This window comes from Clostridium sp. MF28, assembly GCF_002969175.1.
In the GTDB taxonomy this organism is placed as follows: domain Bacteria; phylum Bacillota; class Clostridia; order Clostridiales; family Clostridiaceae; genus Clostridium; species Clostridium beijerinckii.
On the sequence record NZ_CP014331.1, the window covers coordinates 3,488,053 to 3,505,126 of the forward strand.

Genomic DNA, 17,074 nt, shown 5'->3' on the forward strand with positions numbered 1-17,074 from the left:
CAAGCAACTGTTTAACAAAAACACAGGTCTCTGCTAAAGCGAAAGCTGATGTATAGGGGCTGACGCCTGCCCGGTGCTGGAAGGTTAAGGGGAACACTTAGTGGTAACGCGAAGGTGTGAACTTAAGCCCCAGTAAACGGCGGCCGTAACTATAACGGTCCTAAGGTAGCGAAATTCCTTGTCAGGTAAGTTCTGACCCGCACGAATGGCGTAATGACTTGTGCACTGTCTCAACTGCAAATCCGGCGAAGTTGTAGTGCGAGTGAAGATGCTCGCTACCCGCGATTGGACGGAAAGACCCCGTAGAGCTTTACTGTAGCTTAGCATTGAATTTCGGTATTGTCTGTACAGGATAGGTGGGAGACTGGGAAACTAGGGCGTCAGCCTTGGTGGAGTCGTTGTTGGGATACCACCCTGATAGTATTGAAGTTCTAACTGGATGCCATGAAACTGGTGACAGGACATTGTTAGGTGGGCAGTTTGACTGGGGCGGTCGCCTCCTAAAATGTAACGGAGGCGCCCAAAGGTTCCCTCAGAACGGTCGGAAATCGTTCGAAGAGTGTAAAGGCAGAAGGGAGCCTGACTGCGACACCTACAAGTGGAGCAGGGACGAAAGTCGGGCTTAGTGATCCGGTGGTACCTCGTGGGAGGGCCATCGCTCAACGGATAAAAGCTACCTCGGGGATAACAGGCTGATCTCCCCCAAGAGTTCACATCGACGGGGAGGTTTGGCACCTCGATGTCGGCTCGTCGCATCCTGGGGCTGAAGTAGGTCCCAAGGGTTGGGCTGTTCGCCCATTAAAGCGGCACGCGAGCTGGGTTCAGAACGTCGTGAGACAGTTCGGTCCCTATCCGTCGCGGGCGTAGGAAATTTGAGAGGAGCTGTCCTTAGTACGAGAGGACCGGGATGGACTGACCTATGGTGTACCAGTTGTTTCGCCAGAAGCATAGCTGGGTAGCTAAGTCGGGAAGGGATAAACGCTGAAAGCATCTAAGTGTGAAGCCCACCTCAAGATGAGATTTCCCATAGCATAAGCTAGTAAGACCCCTTGAAGACTACAAGGTTGATAGGTCAGAGGTGTAAGTGCGGCAACGTATTTAGCTGACTGATACTAATAGGTCGAGGGCTTGACCAATATAATCAAGTTGTAATATACATTAAAATTATATGCAATTTTGAAAGAACAGTATTTCTTTCAAAAGAAAATCTCGTGATGATGGCATAGAGGTAACACTCCTTCCCATTCCGAACAGGAAAGTTAAGGTCTATTACGCTGATGGTACTGCATGGGAGACTATGTGGGAGAGTAGGAAGTTGCGAGGTAAGATGGCTCGATAGCTCAGTCGGTAGAGCAGAGGACTGAAAATCCTCGTGTCACTGGTTCGATTCCAGTTCGAGCCACCATAATGGCGCTATAGCCAAGTGGTAAGGCAGAGGTCTGCAAAACCTTTATTCCCCAGTTCAAATCTGGGTGGCGCCTCCAATTTATTTAAGATAGCTTATGTATTAACTAAATAGTTGATGCATAGGCTATTTTTTATGTATATAATAAGCTTTATGGAAATCTATAATTTAAAATTGAATTAATTACATAGAAATATTATAAGTTAATGAGTCACTAATAGAGTGAATTAATGAATTATATATCACATGACATGTGTTGCAGCGATTGAATTTATATATTTAATGGTATTACATTGGTTAAATTGGTTTACTATAATTGCAAAGGTAGGATATTATCATAAATATATATTAAATAAATTTTTAAATTACTTTTTAAATTACTTTTTAAAGTTTATTGAAAAAGGTTTCAAAGAGTGCTATACTAAATTTAAGGAAAATAAATATTGGGTACCTATTTTTCTAAAAGCTAATAGATATGCATGCATTATTAGATTATTAATAGAAGGTATATTTATCGATATGATAAATATGAATAAAAACTAGTACAGCATTATTTAAAGAATGTAAGAGAAAATTGGCCTTGCTAGTTATTTTTACCAAGTTTCATGGAAGTCAAATTATAAATATACTAGGCAATTAATGTATCTTTTGTAAACGATAAAAATAGTCTTCCGAACGAAGAAATTTTAGGAATATTATAAACGCACTAGGAATATACGAATTTAAATCAAATGAAATAAAAAATGGGAGATGATTTTAATGAAAATAAAAATTAGTAACTCTGTAATATATATTTTCGCTGCACTTAGTGGGCTTTTGTTTGGTTATGATACTGGAGTTATTTCAGGAGCTATTTTATTTATTCAAGAACAAATGCACCTTGATTCATGGCAGCAAGGATGGGTTGTAAGTTCTGTATTATTAGGAGCTATTCTTGGGGCTGCAATCATTGGTCCTATGTCTGATAAATATGGCCGTATAAAGCTAATTCTTACATCGGCTGTTATATTCTTTGTCGGCGCACTTGGATCAGCATTTGCTCCAGAAATTTGGTCATTAATTATATTTAGAATCATTCTTGGTGTCGCAGTTGGTGCATCTTCAGCTCTAATTCCAACTTATTTAGCTGAACTATCACCATCTGAAAAACGTGGAACCATATCAAGTTTGTTTCAGCTAATGGTTATGAGCGGAATTTTATTGGCTTATATTACGAATTATGCATTTTCAGATTTATATACTGGTTGGAGAGTGATGTTAGGGTTCGCAGCTATTCCAGCAGCAGTTCTTTTAATAGGCGCACTTGTGTTACCAGAAAGTCCTAGATTTTTAGTAAAAGATGGACGAGTAGACGAAGCAAGAAGTATATTAGAACATATGAATAAACATGATAAAAGTGCTGTTAATTATGAATTAGCTCAAATAAAAAGACAAGCCGAGATTAAAAGTGGTGGAGTTAAAGAGCTATTTAGCGAATTTGTACGCCCGGCATTAGTTATAGGCTTTGGTCTAGCTATTTTTCAACAAATTATGGGATGCAATACAGTTCTTTATTATGCACCAACTATATTTACAGATGTCGGATTTGGTGTACAAGCAGCTTTGCTTGCCCATATTGGAATTGGAGTCTTTAATATAATAATTACTGCTATAGCTGTAGCCATTATGGATAAGATTGACCGTAAAAAAATGCTTATTTATGGAGCTATTGGGATGGGAGTTTCGCTATTGATTATGAGCATCTCAATGAAATTTTCTAATGGTTCATCTGTTGCTTCGATTATATGTGTTATCGCATTAACTATCTACATTGCCTTTTTCTCAGCTACTTGGGGACCTGTAATGTGGGTTATGGTAGGAGAAGTATTTCCACTAAATATTCGTGGCTTAGGCAATTCATTTAGTAGTGTAATTAATTGGAGTGCTAATATGATGGTATCATTGACATTTCCAGCATTATTGAATTACTTTGGTACAGGTAGTTTATTTATAGGTTATGGTATAATCTGTTTTGCGGCAATTTGGTTTGTTCAATTTAAAGTATTTGAAACTCGTAATCGTTCACTTGAAGATATAGAAGCTGAACTTAGATCATATAAAGGAGTAGAAAAACTCCAAAAGGATATCTGCACACAAGATGCTACAACTAAGGCTTAGGGGATAAGAGTAGTTATAAGATATTATAAAAAAGATATGTTAGTTAAACATATCTTTTTTATATAATATAAAGGCAACAAGTCCACAAATGCCAATAGTTACGCCCATAACTATGGAGAATGCATGTGGATTATCCGCAGATAATGGTAATGCTATATTCATACCAAATATTCCACCTATTATAGTCGGTATTGCCATAAGAATTGTAACTGATGCAAGTACTTTCATGACAATATTTAAGTTATTTGATATTACAGAAGCAAAAAAGTCCATTGTACTAGCTAATATATTACTATAGATTTCAGTCATTTCTATAGCTTGTTTATTTTCTATAATTACATCTTCTAAAACATCTTTATCTTCTTCATATTTTTGCATAAGCTCTAATTTCAGCATTTTCTCTAAAGTAATTTCATTAGCCTTTAGTGAAGTTGAAAAATAAACAAGTGATTTTTCCAGAGAATGTAATTGTATAAGCTCTCTATTTTTCATAGATTTATGAAGCCTTTTTTCAATCATTAAACTTTTTTTATCTATTTGACGCAAATAAAGTAAATAGTATGTTGATATTCTATTTAGTATTTGTAATGTAAATCTTGATTTTTTAAATGTATAAAAAGATTTAATTTTGTTATTAGCAAAATCCGTTAGGATTTTACTGTTTTTTAAGCATACAGTTATCAATTGTTTATTAGTATGTATTATTGATAATGGGTATGTATCATAAGTAAGAGAGTTATCTTCCATTTCGGTAAACGGTATATCCACTATTATTAATAATGAATCCTCTTCAATATCGATACGTGAGGTTTCTTCATCATCTAAAGCTGCTTTTAAGAATTCCAAAGGGACACCTGTTTTCTTTGATATTAATATTAGTTCCTCAGCAGATGGAGCAATAAGATTTATCCAAGCACCATTTTCTATCGTATCTATTAATTTTAGGGAAGGATCAAATTCACTTTCGCTTTTATAGATTTGAATCAATTTATAACACCTCCTAAGCAGTACAACTAATATTATACTATTATAAGATGGTTTGTAAACACATAGCATTTCTTGTAATATACTATTATTTTTATTATTCTGTAAGTTTAATATGAAAATACATCAAAGGATTTTACGTTTGATTTTTTATTATGCCAGAATCTATGAAGTGAAATATGGTATCTTAAAATATAAATCGATATAATATATGGAGTTTATTATTATCAAAAGCATATATTATATTATTTTTAAGATACCATATCTTAAAATTTTTTTATTAGCAATTTCTATTATTAAAGAATTCAGACTTAACTTCAGAGAGTAAAGTTTCGTTTTGTATCAAGTCAATAGCAGTTAATGCAAGAGCTGTAGCTGCTATATTGCATTGTTTTAAAGCAAATTCAGATGTAGTTGCTTTTGCGAAATCTAGGCTTCCATATCTAATATTTTCATCATCTATTATAGATATATATGGATGTATGCAAGGAACCTTATGACTTACATCTCCAATGCTTAATCCAGCATATATATCTTTTGGTGGATTAATATTTATTATTCCACTTTCTTTAAGGTTATGACTAAATAGCCTATTTAGTGTTCTATTGGTTATTAACTCCTTATTAGGAGACTCATATAAGAAAAATTTATTAGGAATATCTATTAATGCTGTCACATTATGTGCAATTTTTCTTATTTTATCATAAGCTTCGTTAGCAGTTTTCGTGTTAGATGCACGAATGCAAAATTTAATTTCAGAATCTGCTGGTAATAGCAATGTTGTATACCCACCATTAGATATAACCGAATTTATTTCTAAATTATCTGGAAATCCTTTTTTTATAGAGTTTAAAATATTAAGAGTTAGTAAAACGGCATCTAATGATGTATAAGAATTCCGATTTAAAAAACTTAACTTGCTTTCGCTTTCAAACTTAAGTCCTAATGGGATAATTGCTGATGAAGAGCCACTTTCACATGTACATGTGTCAGGGTGTGCTACCATTACAACATCTATGTCATCAAATAGTCCTTGTTTTACCATTGTCCCTTTAGTCCCGCCAAAGTATTCACCGGGGCAACCTACCAGTATTACAGAACCTCCGATGTCATCTATAACACTTCCTAAAGCTAATGTAGCGGATACTGACATTGCAGTAACCATATTATGCCCGGTAATATGACCTTCATTTTCGATAGCGTCATATTCACATAGATAACATATTTTAGGATGACCCTGGCCTTTCTTTGCTATAAATGAATTGTTAATGTTTAAAAAATTTCTATCAACTTCAAATTTGTATTTATTTAATAAATTGCATATGCAATTAGACGCGTTAACTTCACTATAACTTTTTTCGGGATTCTCATATAAATAGGTACAGAGATTTTTAATATCGTCAGCACAAGTAGATAAAAATGAAATAATTTTGTTTTTCATAAGCGCAATTCCTTACTTAAAACTTGCAAAATAAATTACTAGATCTTGTATATAGTACAGGTTTTGCTTTGTTTTACAGTAAGTTCTCCTTTCATATTAATGTTTTTATTGTTAACATGATAATAGCTGTATTAAATATAAGCTTAATATAGCTATTATTTTAAATATTATGAGCAAATTATTGTTTGAAAATTTAATAATATAAGCTATTTTTGCAAGCTATATTTACATTATGTAATTTGTATTAAATTCAGTAGTAATTGTGTAAATATATATTGCTCTTTATTAGTATTACCATAAATTAAAAAAATATCTATATAGAAGTTATTAACATCCACAAGGTGTATAAAGTCTACATAATTGGTAATAATTTTATAAGAATCATAAAATTAAGGGGGAATTACTAATGGAGGATACAAATAAATCATGTTTTTTATGTGGAGCAAGTGATTGCAATGGTATAATATTAAATGGAGAAAAGATTTGTAAAGCATGTGAAGAGAAAATTGTTAATACAAATGTAGAGGATCCAGATTATGATTATTATAAGGATAATGTTAGGATAATCTTATTTAGCGAACATGCTTAGAAATTAAATTCTTACATTTAAACGCTAATATACAGAGGGGTACTTTAAGATGAAAAAAGGTTTATTTATAGTTTTTGAAGGTGGCGAGGGAACCGGAAAAACAACGGCGATTGACGCAATATATGATTGGATTACAGAAAATAATTTTGAATGTATAAAGACGAGGGAGCCAGGCGGAATTAAAATATCAGAGCAAATAAGACAAGTTATTTTAAGCAAAGATAACAAGGAGATGGATGCTAAAACAGAAGCACTATTATATGCAGCGGCGAGAAGACAACACCTTGTAGAAAAAGTGATACCAGCATTGAATCAAGGTGTAATAGTTCTTTGTGATAGGTTTATAGATTCTTCTTTGGCGTATCAGGGTTATGCGAGAAATTTAGGAATAGAAGAAGTTTTAAGTATAAATAAATTTGCTATTGGTGAGTATATGCCGGATATATCAGTGCTATTTGATCTTGATCCTAAAATAGGATTGGCTAGAATAGCTAATAATGATTGCAGAGAAGTAAATAGATTAGATATAGAAAAGTTAGAGTTTCATGAAAGAGTTAGAGAAGGATATGATATTGTTTATAAAAATAATAATCATAGAATTGTTAAGATAGATGCAAATAATACGAAAGAAAATGTAATTAATCAAATAAAAAATATACTAAGACCTAAAATATGGACAAATATAAACTAAGTAATAAAAAGCCACCTATTTGTGGTAAAATAATATGTAGTAAATTATTATTAGTTTAAGGGTGGGAATTAAAATGAAATTGATAATTGCAATTGTTCAGGATGAAGATTCAGCAGATGTCATAGAGGCTTTAACAGAAGAGGATTATAGAGTTACAAAATTAGCAACTACAGGAGGATTTCTTAAATCTGGTAATACTACATTATTGGTAGGAATTGAAGAGGAAAAAGTCGAACTTGTTATTGATGTTATTAGGAATGTATGTAGAAAGCGAAATGAGACAGTAGTTACACCAACTACCCTTGGGGGAAGTGAAAGTGGATATATGCAACAATACCCAGTGCAAATTAGCGTGGGAGGTGCTACTGTATTCGTAATTGATGTGGATAAGTTCGTAAAAATATGATATCAAGGAGAGATAAGCATTGAGAAAGATAATTGGACATAAAAATATTATCGATAATATAAATAATAGAAGACAAAAGGATTCATTTTCTCATGCAAATCTAATAATTGGTAATGATGGAATAGGAAAAAGTATAGTAGCTAAGTATCTTTCAAACCAGATTATTAAAGAGAGAAATGGTGTAGAGAGTGTTGATATTGTAAGGTATTCTCCTAATTCCAATTCATTTGGTGTTGATGATGTGAGAAGCATTATAAGTGAAGTCAATAAAAAGCCTTATGAAGGTGATAAAAAGGTATTAATATTATATAAATGTGACAAGCTAACAGTTCAAGCTCAAAATGCATTATTAAAAACTATTGAAGAACCACCAAGAGGTGTACATTTAATATTACTAAGTGATTCTTTAGAAGTAATTTTAGATACAATAAAATCGCGTTGCCAAATATATAGGTTAACACCATTAAATAAAGAAGAAATTTTGAGTTACCTTGAGGAAAAATATAATAATTTAAGTGAAGATGATAAAAAAGCTGCATTAGCTTATAGTGCTGGAATACCTGGAAATGTAGATAGATTTTTTAGCGATGATAAGTTGAGAAATTTGAGAGATATATGTATAGAATTATTTGAAGATATCGTAAGTAGACAAAAAGGTATTATATTAAAGTATGAAGAATTATTAAAAAGTGCAAAAGAAGATAAATTAGAGTTACTAAATATACTTCTATCATATATAAGAGATATCTTACTTCTTAAAGAACTTAATGATAGTGAACTCGTTGTTAATTTTGATAAAATATATAAGATAAAAAATATATCAAGAGGAATATCTTATAAGAAATTAAATAGTATGTTAGAATACATAAAAGAAGCTAGAATAAATTTTAATAGTAATACGAACTATTCAATGGTCATAAGTGTTTTGCTTATGGGCTTTGCGGAGGTATAATTAATGATAAAAGTTATAGGCGTAAGATTCAAGAAGGCAGGAAAGATTTACTACTTTAGTCCATTAGAATTGGATATAAAAAAGGGCAATTATGTAATAGTAGAGACAGCTAGAGGTATAGAATTTGGTGAATGCGTTATAGGAATTAAGGAGATAAAAGAGGAAGATATAGTATCACCTTTAAAGAATGTTATTAGAATTGCTGATGAGGATGATATTAGAAAACATAAAGAAAATAAGGATAAAGAAAAAGAAGCATTAGATATATGTTTAGCTAAAATTCAAGAACATAAATTAAATATGAAATTAATAGATGTAGAATATACATTTGATAATCATAAGGTTATATTCTACTTTACAGCAGATGGTAGAGTAGATTTTAGAGAATTAGTTAAGGATTTAGCTACTATATTTAAAACCAGAATAGAATTAAGACAAATAGGAGTAAGAGATGAGGCTAAAATGGTTGGAGGACTTGGACCATGTGGTAGGCCTATGTGCTGCTCTACATTCTTAGGAGACTTTGCATCTGTGTCAATAAAAATGGCAAAGGAACAGAATCTTTCTTTGAATCCAACCAAGATATCTGGAATATGTGGAAGATTGATGTGCTGTTTGAACTATGAGCAAACTACATATGAAGGTATAAGAAAGAGATTGCCTAAGATTGGTTCTATTGTTAAGACAGAGGCTGGGAATGGAGAAGTTGTTGGTAATTCAATAGTTAAAGAGATGGTAAAGGTTAAGGTTAGAAGAGGAGACGAGGAAGTTGTTGAGGAATTCAAAATAACTGATGTAGAGCTCGTTTCAGGAAAATATGAAGACACAATTGATGAAAATAATATAAAATTGATTGTTGAGTCAGAGGAAGATAAAACATTAATAAAAAATCTTATTAATGAAAAATAGGAGGAATTTCTATGAAATCTGTTATTAAGATTTGTAATATGGAGTCTAATGACGATGCCAAGATAATTCAAGATACAGTTGTTAAGAATTCGGGAGTAATAGCTACTGAAATTTCGCTTGCAAAAAGGGAGATAACAGTGATATATAATGATATCTTTTTAAAACTCGAAAGGATTATAAATTCCATAGAGGATTTAGGATATGTTGTTTTGTAATCGTAAATGATATAACAATATTAAAAAATAAGAAGTCTAGAATACAAAACACTTTTAAAACATACGAATACGTGTTAAAATGTAAGAGGTTAATTACCACAATTTATTAGGAGGTGTTCTAGATGGCATTTGTTATTAATGATTCATGTGTTAGCTGTGGAGCATGCGCTGGAGAATGTCCAGTTAGTGCTATAACTCAAGGAGATACTCAATTCGTTATTGATGCAGATACTTGTATCGATTGCGGAAACTGTGCTAATGTTTGCCCAGTGGGAGCTCCAAACCAAGAGTAATAAAAGAGAGATCGTCTTTAGGCGGTCTTTTTTTTATTTAAAAATAGTTGAAATAGTTATTTTCACTATTTATATGGAGGTGTTAACAAGATACATTCAGACTTAAGGTTAGAATTTATATACAAGTCAGAAGTATCTAATATATTAGAATTTATTTTTTTTACGCTCTTCATAGATATTATAAAATTCTTAGGGTCGTCTAAGTATAAAGTTGTTGTATTAGTTTTATAATGCATAGGAACTATGTATTTGGGGGAAATAAGGTTACAAAGTTTCGCAGACTCAAAACCGTTGAGAGTGAAATGTCCACCAATAGGGATAAGTAAAATATCAATATTTTTAAGCTTTTCTAAAATCAATGAACAAGGTATATGGCCTAAATGTCCTAAATGGCATATGGAAAGTTTATCATCCTTAAATATATAAATAATATTTGAGCCTCTTTTTAGTCCATTGCACTTATCATGAAAGGAGTCAAACCCTTCTATATTAAGGAAGCTTAAGTTAAAGTTTCCGCTCTCATTAATAATCTTGGTTGTATTATTTATATCATTAATATATGAACTATCAAAATGGTTATGACTAATGGTAATTAAATCAGATTTAGGGAAATTATTATCATAACCTAAATTGTTGCTAAATGGATCAATTAGAATTCTTTTACCAATGGATGTTTTCATAAGGAAACAAGAATGTCCATACCAAATAATTTGCATATAAAACCTCCATAAATTGAAATATATTAGATATTATTAACATACAGTAATATAAATAATCATAAATTTATATTGATACTTCAAAAAGTAGAAGAAGTATAGTATAATATTATAAAGTCAAAGTAAGTCAAAAACAAATAATTAAATAAAGGTTTAAGCAGGTGATGTTATGGCAAGACTTTCAGATATAATAGAAGAGTTTATAAAACAAATGTTTAATGAGAATAGAGATAATGTGATTTTTATACAAAGAAATGAGTTAGCAGATCAATTTAGATGCGCGCCGTCCCAAATAAACTATGTATTAACAACTCGATTTACCTATGAAAGAGGATATTTAATTGAGAGCAAGAGAGGCGGCGGAGGTCATATAGCGATCAAGCAGTTGGATGATGACAACTCCAATAGAAGAGAAGAATTAATTAACCAAAGCATAGGAGAAACAATAACATATCATAATGCAAACGCATTGCTTAATCACTTATTAGAATCTGGAGTTATTGAAGAAAGAGAATGTGAAATAATGAAAATAGCAATAAATGATAGAAGTTTAACTTCAGCAGATAATAAAAATAAAGTAAGAGCTGATATTTTAAAAGCTATGATTATGATAATTTTATCTTAAAGGTGGGGATATATATGTTATGTGAAAAATGTAAAAAAAATGAAGCAAAGATAAATTTAATTACAGTGATGAATGGTCAGAAACAAGAAATTTGGTTATGTGAAAATTGTGCAAAAGATATAGCTAATATTCCATTCTTTAATCCAATAATGCAAAATATAAATGTTCCATTTCAAGGAATACTTACAGAAATATTATCTAATGTAGATAATGGTAAATCAAATATAGATAATAATAAAGTAAAGGAAATTATCTGTCCAAATTGTGGGTTAACTTATCAGGAATTTAAGAAATCAGGAAGATTGGGATGTACTGATTGTTATAAAGAATTTAATATTGTACTTGAGCCAAGGATAAAGAGCTTACAAGTTGGAAGTAAACATATTGGTAAGATTCCTAAGGTAAAGGGAAAGGAATTGGTTCAAAGAAAAAACCTTAAGGATTTAAAAGAAGAGATGCAAAAATTGATAGTAGCTGAGGAATATGAGAGAGCAGCAATAGTAAGAGATGAAATTAAAAAACTAGAATTATATATATTAGAAAGTAACACTAAGGAAATTATAAATAGAAAGGAGGGAAATTGTGATGAATAGCTGGGAAGATGATAAGGAAGGACTTGGAGCAGTATTAAGTAGCAAAGTGTTGTTAGCTAGAAACTTTAGTAATTTACCTTTTCCTAATAAACTAAACTATATTAAGGGTAGAGAAAATGGCAAAGAAGTATATAACGTTCTTAAAAATGAATTAGATAATGAAGAAATTACGTTATATGAGATTTGGAATACAAAAGAGGAATTTAGTAAACAATATTTAGAAAGGGATCTAATCAGCAAAGAGCTTTTGAAAAATTCTGATAAGGGCTCATTTATATTGAATAAAGAAGAAGATCTTAGCATTATGATAAATGAAAAAGATCATATAAATCTTCAATGTGTAAGTGATGGATTGAAATTAGAAGAAATTTTTGAGAGAGCAACGGTTATTGATGATAAGATAGAAGAAAATTTTGACTATGCTTTTGATGAAACATTAGGTTATTTAACAGCATCACCAGAGAATATCGGAACAGGAATGAAGGCCTCAGTAGTATTACATTTGCCAGCTCTTAGTATGAGTGAAGAAATTAATAATATATCCAAAAGGCTTGGTAAGTTAGGAATTGCTATAAAGGGAGTTCATCTAGATGGTACAAAAGTTTTTGGAAATTTATACAGAATATTTAATAAAGTGTCATTAGGTTTGACAGAGGAGAATATTATAAATAAATTAAAAGAAGCAGTTTGGAGCATAATAATAGAGGAAAATAAATTCCGAGAAATATTACTTAGTAAATGTAGACATGAATTAGAGGATAAGATATATAGAGCATATGGAATACTGAAATATGCAATGATTTTGGATTTTAAAGAGTCTATTGAACTATTATCAAATGTTAGATTAGGAGCGGAATTATCAATTATAAATATTGATAAGGGTAAGTTAGATAAACTATTTATTCTAATTACTAATTCATCCCTTCAAAATTATTTGAAAAAATCACTAGATGATAAGGAAATTAAGTATGAAAGAGCTAAATTAGTGAAAGAAATGTTAACCTAAGGAGAAGATAGGAGGTTTAAAGTATATGGAATATAATAAATTAACAGAAAGGGCACAAGCAGTAATTTTAGAAGCTGAAAATGAATCAGAAAAATTTAAACATGGGTATGTTGGAACTGAGCATATATTACTTGGCATATTAAAAGAAGATGGATATTCTGCTAAGTTATTAAAAAAATATGGGGTTAATAGTGAGAATATTAGAAATATGATACAAAGATACTTGGGTTATGGGGATATCAAGAAAACAGACGATAATATTTTACTTACCCCTCGTACCAAAAGGTTAATAGATGAAAGTTTTGCAGCAGCAAAAAGATTAAATCATAAATATGTTAGCCCTGAACATATTTTATTAGCCTTACTTAACCAAGAAGAAGGAATGGCATACACTATCTTAAAAAGCTTGAATCTTAACTTTACCATTATAAGTGAAGAATTACTTGTATTCTTATCCGGTACTTATGAAGATAAAGCTAGCGATAAAAATATAATTGATAATAAGAAAGCTAATACTCCAATGCTTGATAAGTATGGAAGGGATTTAACAGTACTATCTAAGGAACAAGGACTAGATCCTGTAATTGGAAGGGATAATGAAACTCAAAGGTTATTAGAAATTCTTTGTAGGAGAATTAAAAATAACCCGTGTCTGATTGGGGAACCAGGCGTTGGTAAAACTGCTGTAGTTGAAGGACTAGCACAGAGAATAGTTGAGGGAAATATTCCAGAGATACTTAGAAATAAAAGAGTTGTTTCTTTAGATTTAACATCTATGATTGCAGGAGCTAAGTATAGAGGTGAATTTGAGGAAAGACTTAAGAAAACTATGGATGAAATAATTAAAGATAAAGATATAATTATTTTTATAGATGAGATTCACACTATTATAGGAGCAGGAGGAGCAGAAGGTGCTATCGATGCATCTAATATATTAAAGCCTGCTTTAGCAAGAGGAGAGATTCAATGTATAGGAGCCACAACTATAGATGAATATAGAAAGTATATTGAAAAGGATTCTGCATTAGAAAGAAGATTTCAACCTGTAACAGTGGGAGAGCCTTCAAAGGAAGAAACGCTAAAAATTCTTAAAGGATTAAGAGATAAGTATGAAGCTCATCACAGAGTTGAAATAACAGATGAAGCTTTAGAAGCGGCCGTTAATTTGGCAGATAGGTATATAACAGATAGATTTATGCCAGACAAAGCCATTGATTTGATTGATGAAGGAGCTGCTAAAGTGAGAATCCAAAGTTTAACAGCCCCTCCGGATTTAAAAGATTTAGAAGAAAAAATTGAAAATATAGGTAAAGAAAAGGAAGAAGCTATACGAGTTCAAGACTTTGAGAGAGCTGCGAATTTAAGGGATAAAGAGAGAATTTTAAAAGAGCAGTTAGGTAATATGAAAGATAGTTGGGATACTCAGAATTCTATAAAGACACTAGTTGTAGATGCAGAAAAGATAGCGAGTGTAGTATCATCTTGGACTAAGATTCCAATTCAAAAATTAACTGAATCGGAAAGTGAAAGGTTATTAAGATTAGAGGAAATACTACACAAGAGAGTTGTTGGACAAAATGAGGCGGTTAAATCTATAGCAAGGGCTGTGAGAAGGGCAAGAGTTGGAATAAAGGATCCTAATAGACCAATAGGAAGCTTTATATTTTTGGGACCAACTGGAGTTGGAAAGACTGAGCTTTCTAAAGCACTTGCAGAAGCTATGTTTGGTGATGAAAATAATATTATAAGAATTGATATGTCAGAATACATGGAAGGTCATTCGGTATCTAGATTAATAGGATCGCCTCCAGGATATGTAGGACATGAAGAAGGTGGTCAACTTACAGAAGCTGTTAGAAGAAAACCTTATTCAATAGTTCTTTTAGATGAGATAGAAAAGGCAAATCCAGAGGTATTCAATATATTGCTTCAAATTATGGAAGATGGAAGGCTTACTGATGGTAAAGGAAAAATAGTTAATTTTAAGAATACAATAATTATAATGACTTCAAATGTTGGGGCTCATCAAATTAAAAAACAAAAAAGCATAGGATTTAGTAGTGTTAGTTCTAAAAACGAAAATGAAACTGAATATGAAAAGATGAAGGAAAATATATTAGGAGAATTAAAGCAAAAATTTAGGCCAGAATTTTTAAATAGAATAGATGATACAATAGTATTCCATAAGTTGAGTGATGAAGATTTAAATCAAATTATAGATTTAATGCTTGCATCAATAAGAAAAAGGCTTGAAGACAGAGATATATACTTAAACTTTGAAGATAATAGTAAAAGGTTCCTGCTAAACAAAGGAATTGACCTTGATTATGGTGCAAGGCCACTTAGAAGATTAATAATAAAAGAGGTAGAAGATAAATTAAGTGAGGAAATATTACAAGGAAATATAAGAATTGGAGATAGGGTAAAGGTAAGTGAGTTAGAAAACAAACTTATTTTCAGAAGATTGGCTGAAAGCAATTTGGAGCTCAATAAGAATTAATTTATGTTAATGGGCTATTTCAACGCTATAAATTATTTATACATTGAAATAGTCTGTTTAGTTTAAAGATTAATATAATATTTGGGTATTGAGTAGTTTAAAATGTATTAAATATTAGGAGAAAATAGATATGAGTAAAGAAAAGAAAGAATTGGATTTAATTATAATTGGTGGTGGACCAGCAGGTCTTACAGCAGCAATGTATGCAGGAAGGGCAAAGTTGGATACATTGTTGTTAGAAAATGAACTTGTGGGAGGTCAAGTTAGAAATAGTTATACTATAGAGAATTACCCGGGATTTAAAAGTATAGGTGGAGGAGATTTAGCTGACATATTTCAAGAACAAGCTAGAGATCTTGGAGCAAATATTGATGAATTTGATTCAATTGAAAAGATATATATATCAGATGATGAAAAGATTATAGAAACTGAATCATATGTATACCAACCTAAAGCTGTAATAATTGCTACAGGAGCTGCACCAAGAAAACTGCCTATTCCTCAAGAAGAACAATTTTCAGGAAGAGGAATTCATTACTGTGCTATTTGTGATGGAGCACTTTATCAAGGCAAAAAAGTTGCTGTTGTAGGCGGCGGAAATTCTGCACTAGAGGAGTCTATATTTTTAACTAGGTTTGCTGAAAAAGTGTACTTAATAAGAAGGTATGATTATTTTAAAGGAGAACAGTCATTAATTGATGAAGTTTTCAATAATCCTAAAATAGAAGTTCTATTAAATAAGGATTTGACTCAAGCCAATGGTAAGGAATTTTTGGAATCAGTTATTATAAAAGACACTAAGACTCAAGAAAGTAGTAGCTTAGATGTTAATGCAGTTTTTGGATATATAGGAACAGAGCCTAGAACAAAAGAAGTAAAGGATTATATAAAATTGAATGAACAAGGATATATAATTACCGATGAAGATTTACAAACAAATATTCAAGGAGTATATGCAGCAGGGGATGTAAGACAAAAGAAGTATAGGCAAATAACAACTGCTGTATCAGATGGTACGATTGCGCTTTTAAATGCAGAAAAATATATATTACGAAAAAGAAAATAGCATTAAAGATGAGAATATAAATCAGATATTAATTGATATAAGCCAAAATAAAAGAGGCGGATATACGCCTCTTAATTATTTACCTAAAGCCTTTAGAATAGCAGGCTTATCAAAGCCTATAATAATATTATCATTAATATCTAATACTGGGACACCCATCTGATTAGACTTTTTTATCATTTCTTCTCTAGCTTCCATATCATCTTGAACATTTAATTCTTGAAATTCAATGTTCTCTGATTTAAGAAAAGTTTTTGCTTTAACGCACCAAGGACAAGTATTGGTAGTATATACTTTTACCATAAATGAATACGCCTCCTTAATAATAGTTATTATATTGTAATTAATATTATAATATAGATTTTATAATCATTCAATATAGCTATAAAATAATGATGTTTACTATCAATTAAATTATAACTTGGTTATATATCGTTGTCTCATTATTAGAATAATCATTATAGAGTAATTTAGTTAATACATAACTGGTGAATTATATATTATGTTTATTTTCTAGTGTTGATAT

General features: G+C 31.2%; 17 protein-coding genes, 2 tRNA genes and 2 rRNA genes (1 of these 21 cut by a window edge). 17 read left to right on the forward strand and 4 right to left on the reverse strand.

Annotation, left to right across the window (positions count from 1 at the left end; translation table 11 throughout):
* The 5 genes from AXY43_RS15070 to AXY43_RS15095 all read left to right on the forward strand — a co-directional run.
* Positions 1-1,136 (forward strand): 23S ribosomal RNA (locus tag AXY43_RS15070) (it extends 1,775 nt beyond the left edge of the window).
* A gap of 71 nt (positions 1,137-1,207) precedes the next feature.
* Positions 1,208-1,324, forward strand: a 5S ribosomal RNA gene (rrf, locus tag AXY43_RS15075).
* A gap of 5 nt (positions 1,325-1,329) precedes the next feature.
* Positions 1,330-1,405, forward strand: a tRNA-Phe gene (locus AXY43_RS15080).
* A gap of 4 nt (positions 1,406-1,409) precedes the next feature.
* Positions 1,410-1,484 (forward strand) — tRNA-Cys (locus AXY43_RS15085).
* A gap of 680 nt (positions 1,485-2,164) precedes the next feature.
* A complete protein-coding gene (locus AXY43_RS15095) occupies positions 2,165-3,562 on the forward strand; it encodes a sugar porter family MFS transporter (protein WP_105411748.1) in 1,398 nt (465 codons plus the stop codon).
* Between the two features lie 39 nt (positions 3,563-3,601).
* On the opposite strand, the gene AXY43_RS15100 is transcribed toward AXY43_RS15095, so the two are convergent.
* Both AXY43_RS15100 and AXY43_RS15105 read right to left on the reverse strand, forming a co-directional pair.
* Entirely contained in the window at positions 3,602-4,549 is a 948-nt protein-coding gene (locus tag AXY43_RS15100; protein WP_039769009.1) for a magnesium transporter CorA family protein, read from the reverse strand.
* A gap of 277 nt (positions 4,550-4,826) precedes the next feature.
* Complete coding sequence (locus AXY43_RS15105) at positions 4,827-5,987, reverse strand: amidohydrolase (RefSeq protein ID WP_105411749.1); 1,161 nt, start codon at positions 5,985-5,987, stop codon at positions 4,827-4,829.
* A 406-nt stretch (positions 5,988-6,393) separates the two neighbouring features.
* Between AXY43_RS15105 and AXY43_RS15110 the strand changes: the two genes are divergently transcribed.
* The 7 genes from AXY43_RS15110 (at position 6,394) to AXY43_RS15140 (ending at position 10,042) form a co-directional block, all read left to right on the forward strand.
* The gene (locus AXY43_RS15110) at positions 6,394-6,576 is read left to right on the forward strand and encodes a sigma factor G inhibitor Gin (RefSeq protein ID WP_105411750.1); all 183 of its coding nucleotides are present in this window, start codon (positions 6,394-6,396) and stop codon (positions 6,574-6,576) included.
* 49 nt (positions 6,577-6,625) lie between these two features.
* On the forward strand, positions 6,626-7,267 hold the full coding sequence (gene tmk / locus AXY43_RS15115) for a dTMP kinase (RefSeq protein ID WP_023976586.1): 642 nt from the start codon (positions 6,626-6,628) through the stop codon (positions 7,265-7,267).
* A gap of 73 nt (positions 7,268-7,340) precedes the next feature.
* On the forward strand, positions 7,341-7,673 hold the full coding sequence (locus AXY43_RS15120; RefSeq protein ID WP_011967478.1) for a cyclic-di-AMP receptor: 333 nt from the start codon (positions 7,341-7,343) through the stop codon (positions 7,671-7,673).
* Positions 7,674-7,692: 19 nt separating this feature from the next.
* Entirely contained in the window at positions 7,693-8,625 is a 933-nt protein-coding gene (locus tag AXY43_RS15125; RefSeq protein WP_023976585.1) for a DNA polymerase III subunit delta', read from the forward strand.
* A 3-nt stretch (positions 8,626-8,628) separates the two neighbouring features.
* Positions 8,629-9,534, forward strand: coding sequence for a PSP1 domain-containing protein (locus tag AXY43_RS15130; RefSeq protein WP_023976584.1), 906 nt, complete (start codon positions 8,629-8,631; stop codon positions 9,532-9,534).
* 11 nt (positions 9,535-9,545) lie between these two features.
* Complete coding sequence (locus tag AXY43_RS15135) at positions 9,546-9,749, forward strand: heavy-metal-associated domain-containing protein (protein ID WP_011967481.1); 204 nt, start codon at positions 9,546-9,548, stop codon at positions 9,747-9,749.
* A 122-nt stretch (positions 9,750-9,871) separates the two neighbouring features.
* A complete protein-coding gene (locus AXY43_RS15140) occupies positions 9,872-10,042 on the forward strand; it encodes a DUF362 domain-containing protein (protein ID WP_008426524.1) in 171 nt (56 codons plus the stop codon).
* A gap of 65 nt (positions 10,043-10,107) precedes the next feature.
* On the opposite strand, the gene AXY43_RS15145 is transcribed toward AXY43_RS15140, so the two are convergent.
* Positions 10,108-10,758, reverse strand: a complete 651-nt coding sequence (locus AXY43_RS15145) for an MBL fold metallo-hydrolase (RefSeq protein ID WP_023976583.1) — start codon at positions 10,756-10,758, stop codon at positions 10,108-10,110.
* A gap of 169 nt (positions 10,759-10,927) precedes the next feature.
* Between AXY43_RS15145 and AXY43_RS15150 the strand changes: the two genes are divergently transcribed.
* From AXY43_RS15150 to trxB, 5 genes are all read left to right on the forward strand, one after another.
* Positions 10,928-11,383 (forward strand): CtsR family transcriptional regulator, encoded by a 456-nt coding sequence (locus AXY43_RS15150; RefSeq protein ID WP_011967483.1) that lies wholly within the window; start codon positions 10,928-10,930, stop codon positions 11,381-11,383.
* 14 nt (positions 11,384-11,397) lie between these two features.
* A complete protein-coding gene (locus AXY43_RS15155; protein WP_011967484.1) occupies positions 11,398-11,976 on the forward strand; it encodes a UvrB/UvrC motif-containing protein in 579 nt (192 codons plus the stop codon).
* A complete protein-coding gene (locus tag AXY43_RS15160) occupies positions 11,969-12,982 on the forward strand; it encodes a protein arginine kinase (protein ID WP_023976582.1) in 1,014 nt (337 codons plus the stop codon). The genes AXY43_RS15155 and AXY43_RS15160 overlap by 8 nt, the downstream gene beginning before the upstream one ends.
* 25 nt (positions 12,983-13,007) lie before the next feature.
* Positions 13,008-15,482 carry an ATP-dependent Clp protease ATP-binding subunit gene (locus AXY43_RS15165; protein ID WP_039769017.1) on the forward strand — a complete coding sequence of 825 codons (2,475 nt, stop codon included), beginning with the start codon at positions 13,008-13,010 and terminating at the stop codon, positions 15,480-15,482.
* Between the two features lie 130 nt (positions 15,483-15,612).
* Positions 15,613-16,548, forward strand: coding sequence for a thioredoxin-disulfide reductase (gene trxB / locus AXY43_RS15170; protein ID WP_023976581.1), 936 nt, complete (start codon positions 15,613-15,615; stop codon positions 16,546-16,548).
* A 75-nt stretch (positions 16,549-16,623) separates the two neighbouring features.
* Here trxB and AXY43_RS15175 read toward each other — a convergent pair whose 3' ends face one another.
* Positions 16,624-16,851, reverse strand: coding sequence for a glutaredoxin family protein (locus AXY43_RS15175; protein WP_011967488.1), 228 nt, complete (start codon positions 16,849-16,851; stop codon positions 16,624-16,626).
* Positions 16,852-17,074: the final 223 nt, after the last annotated feature.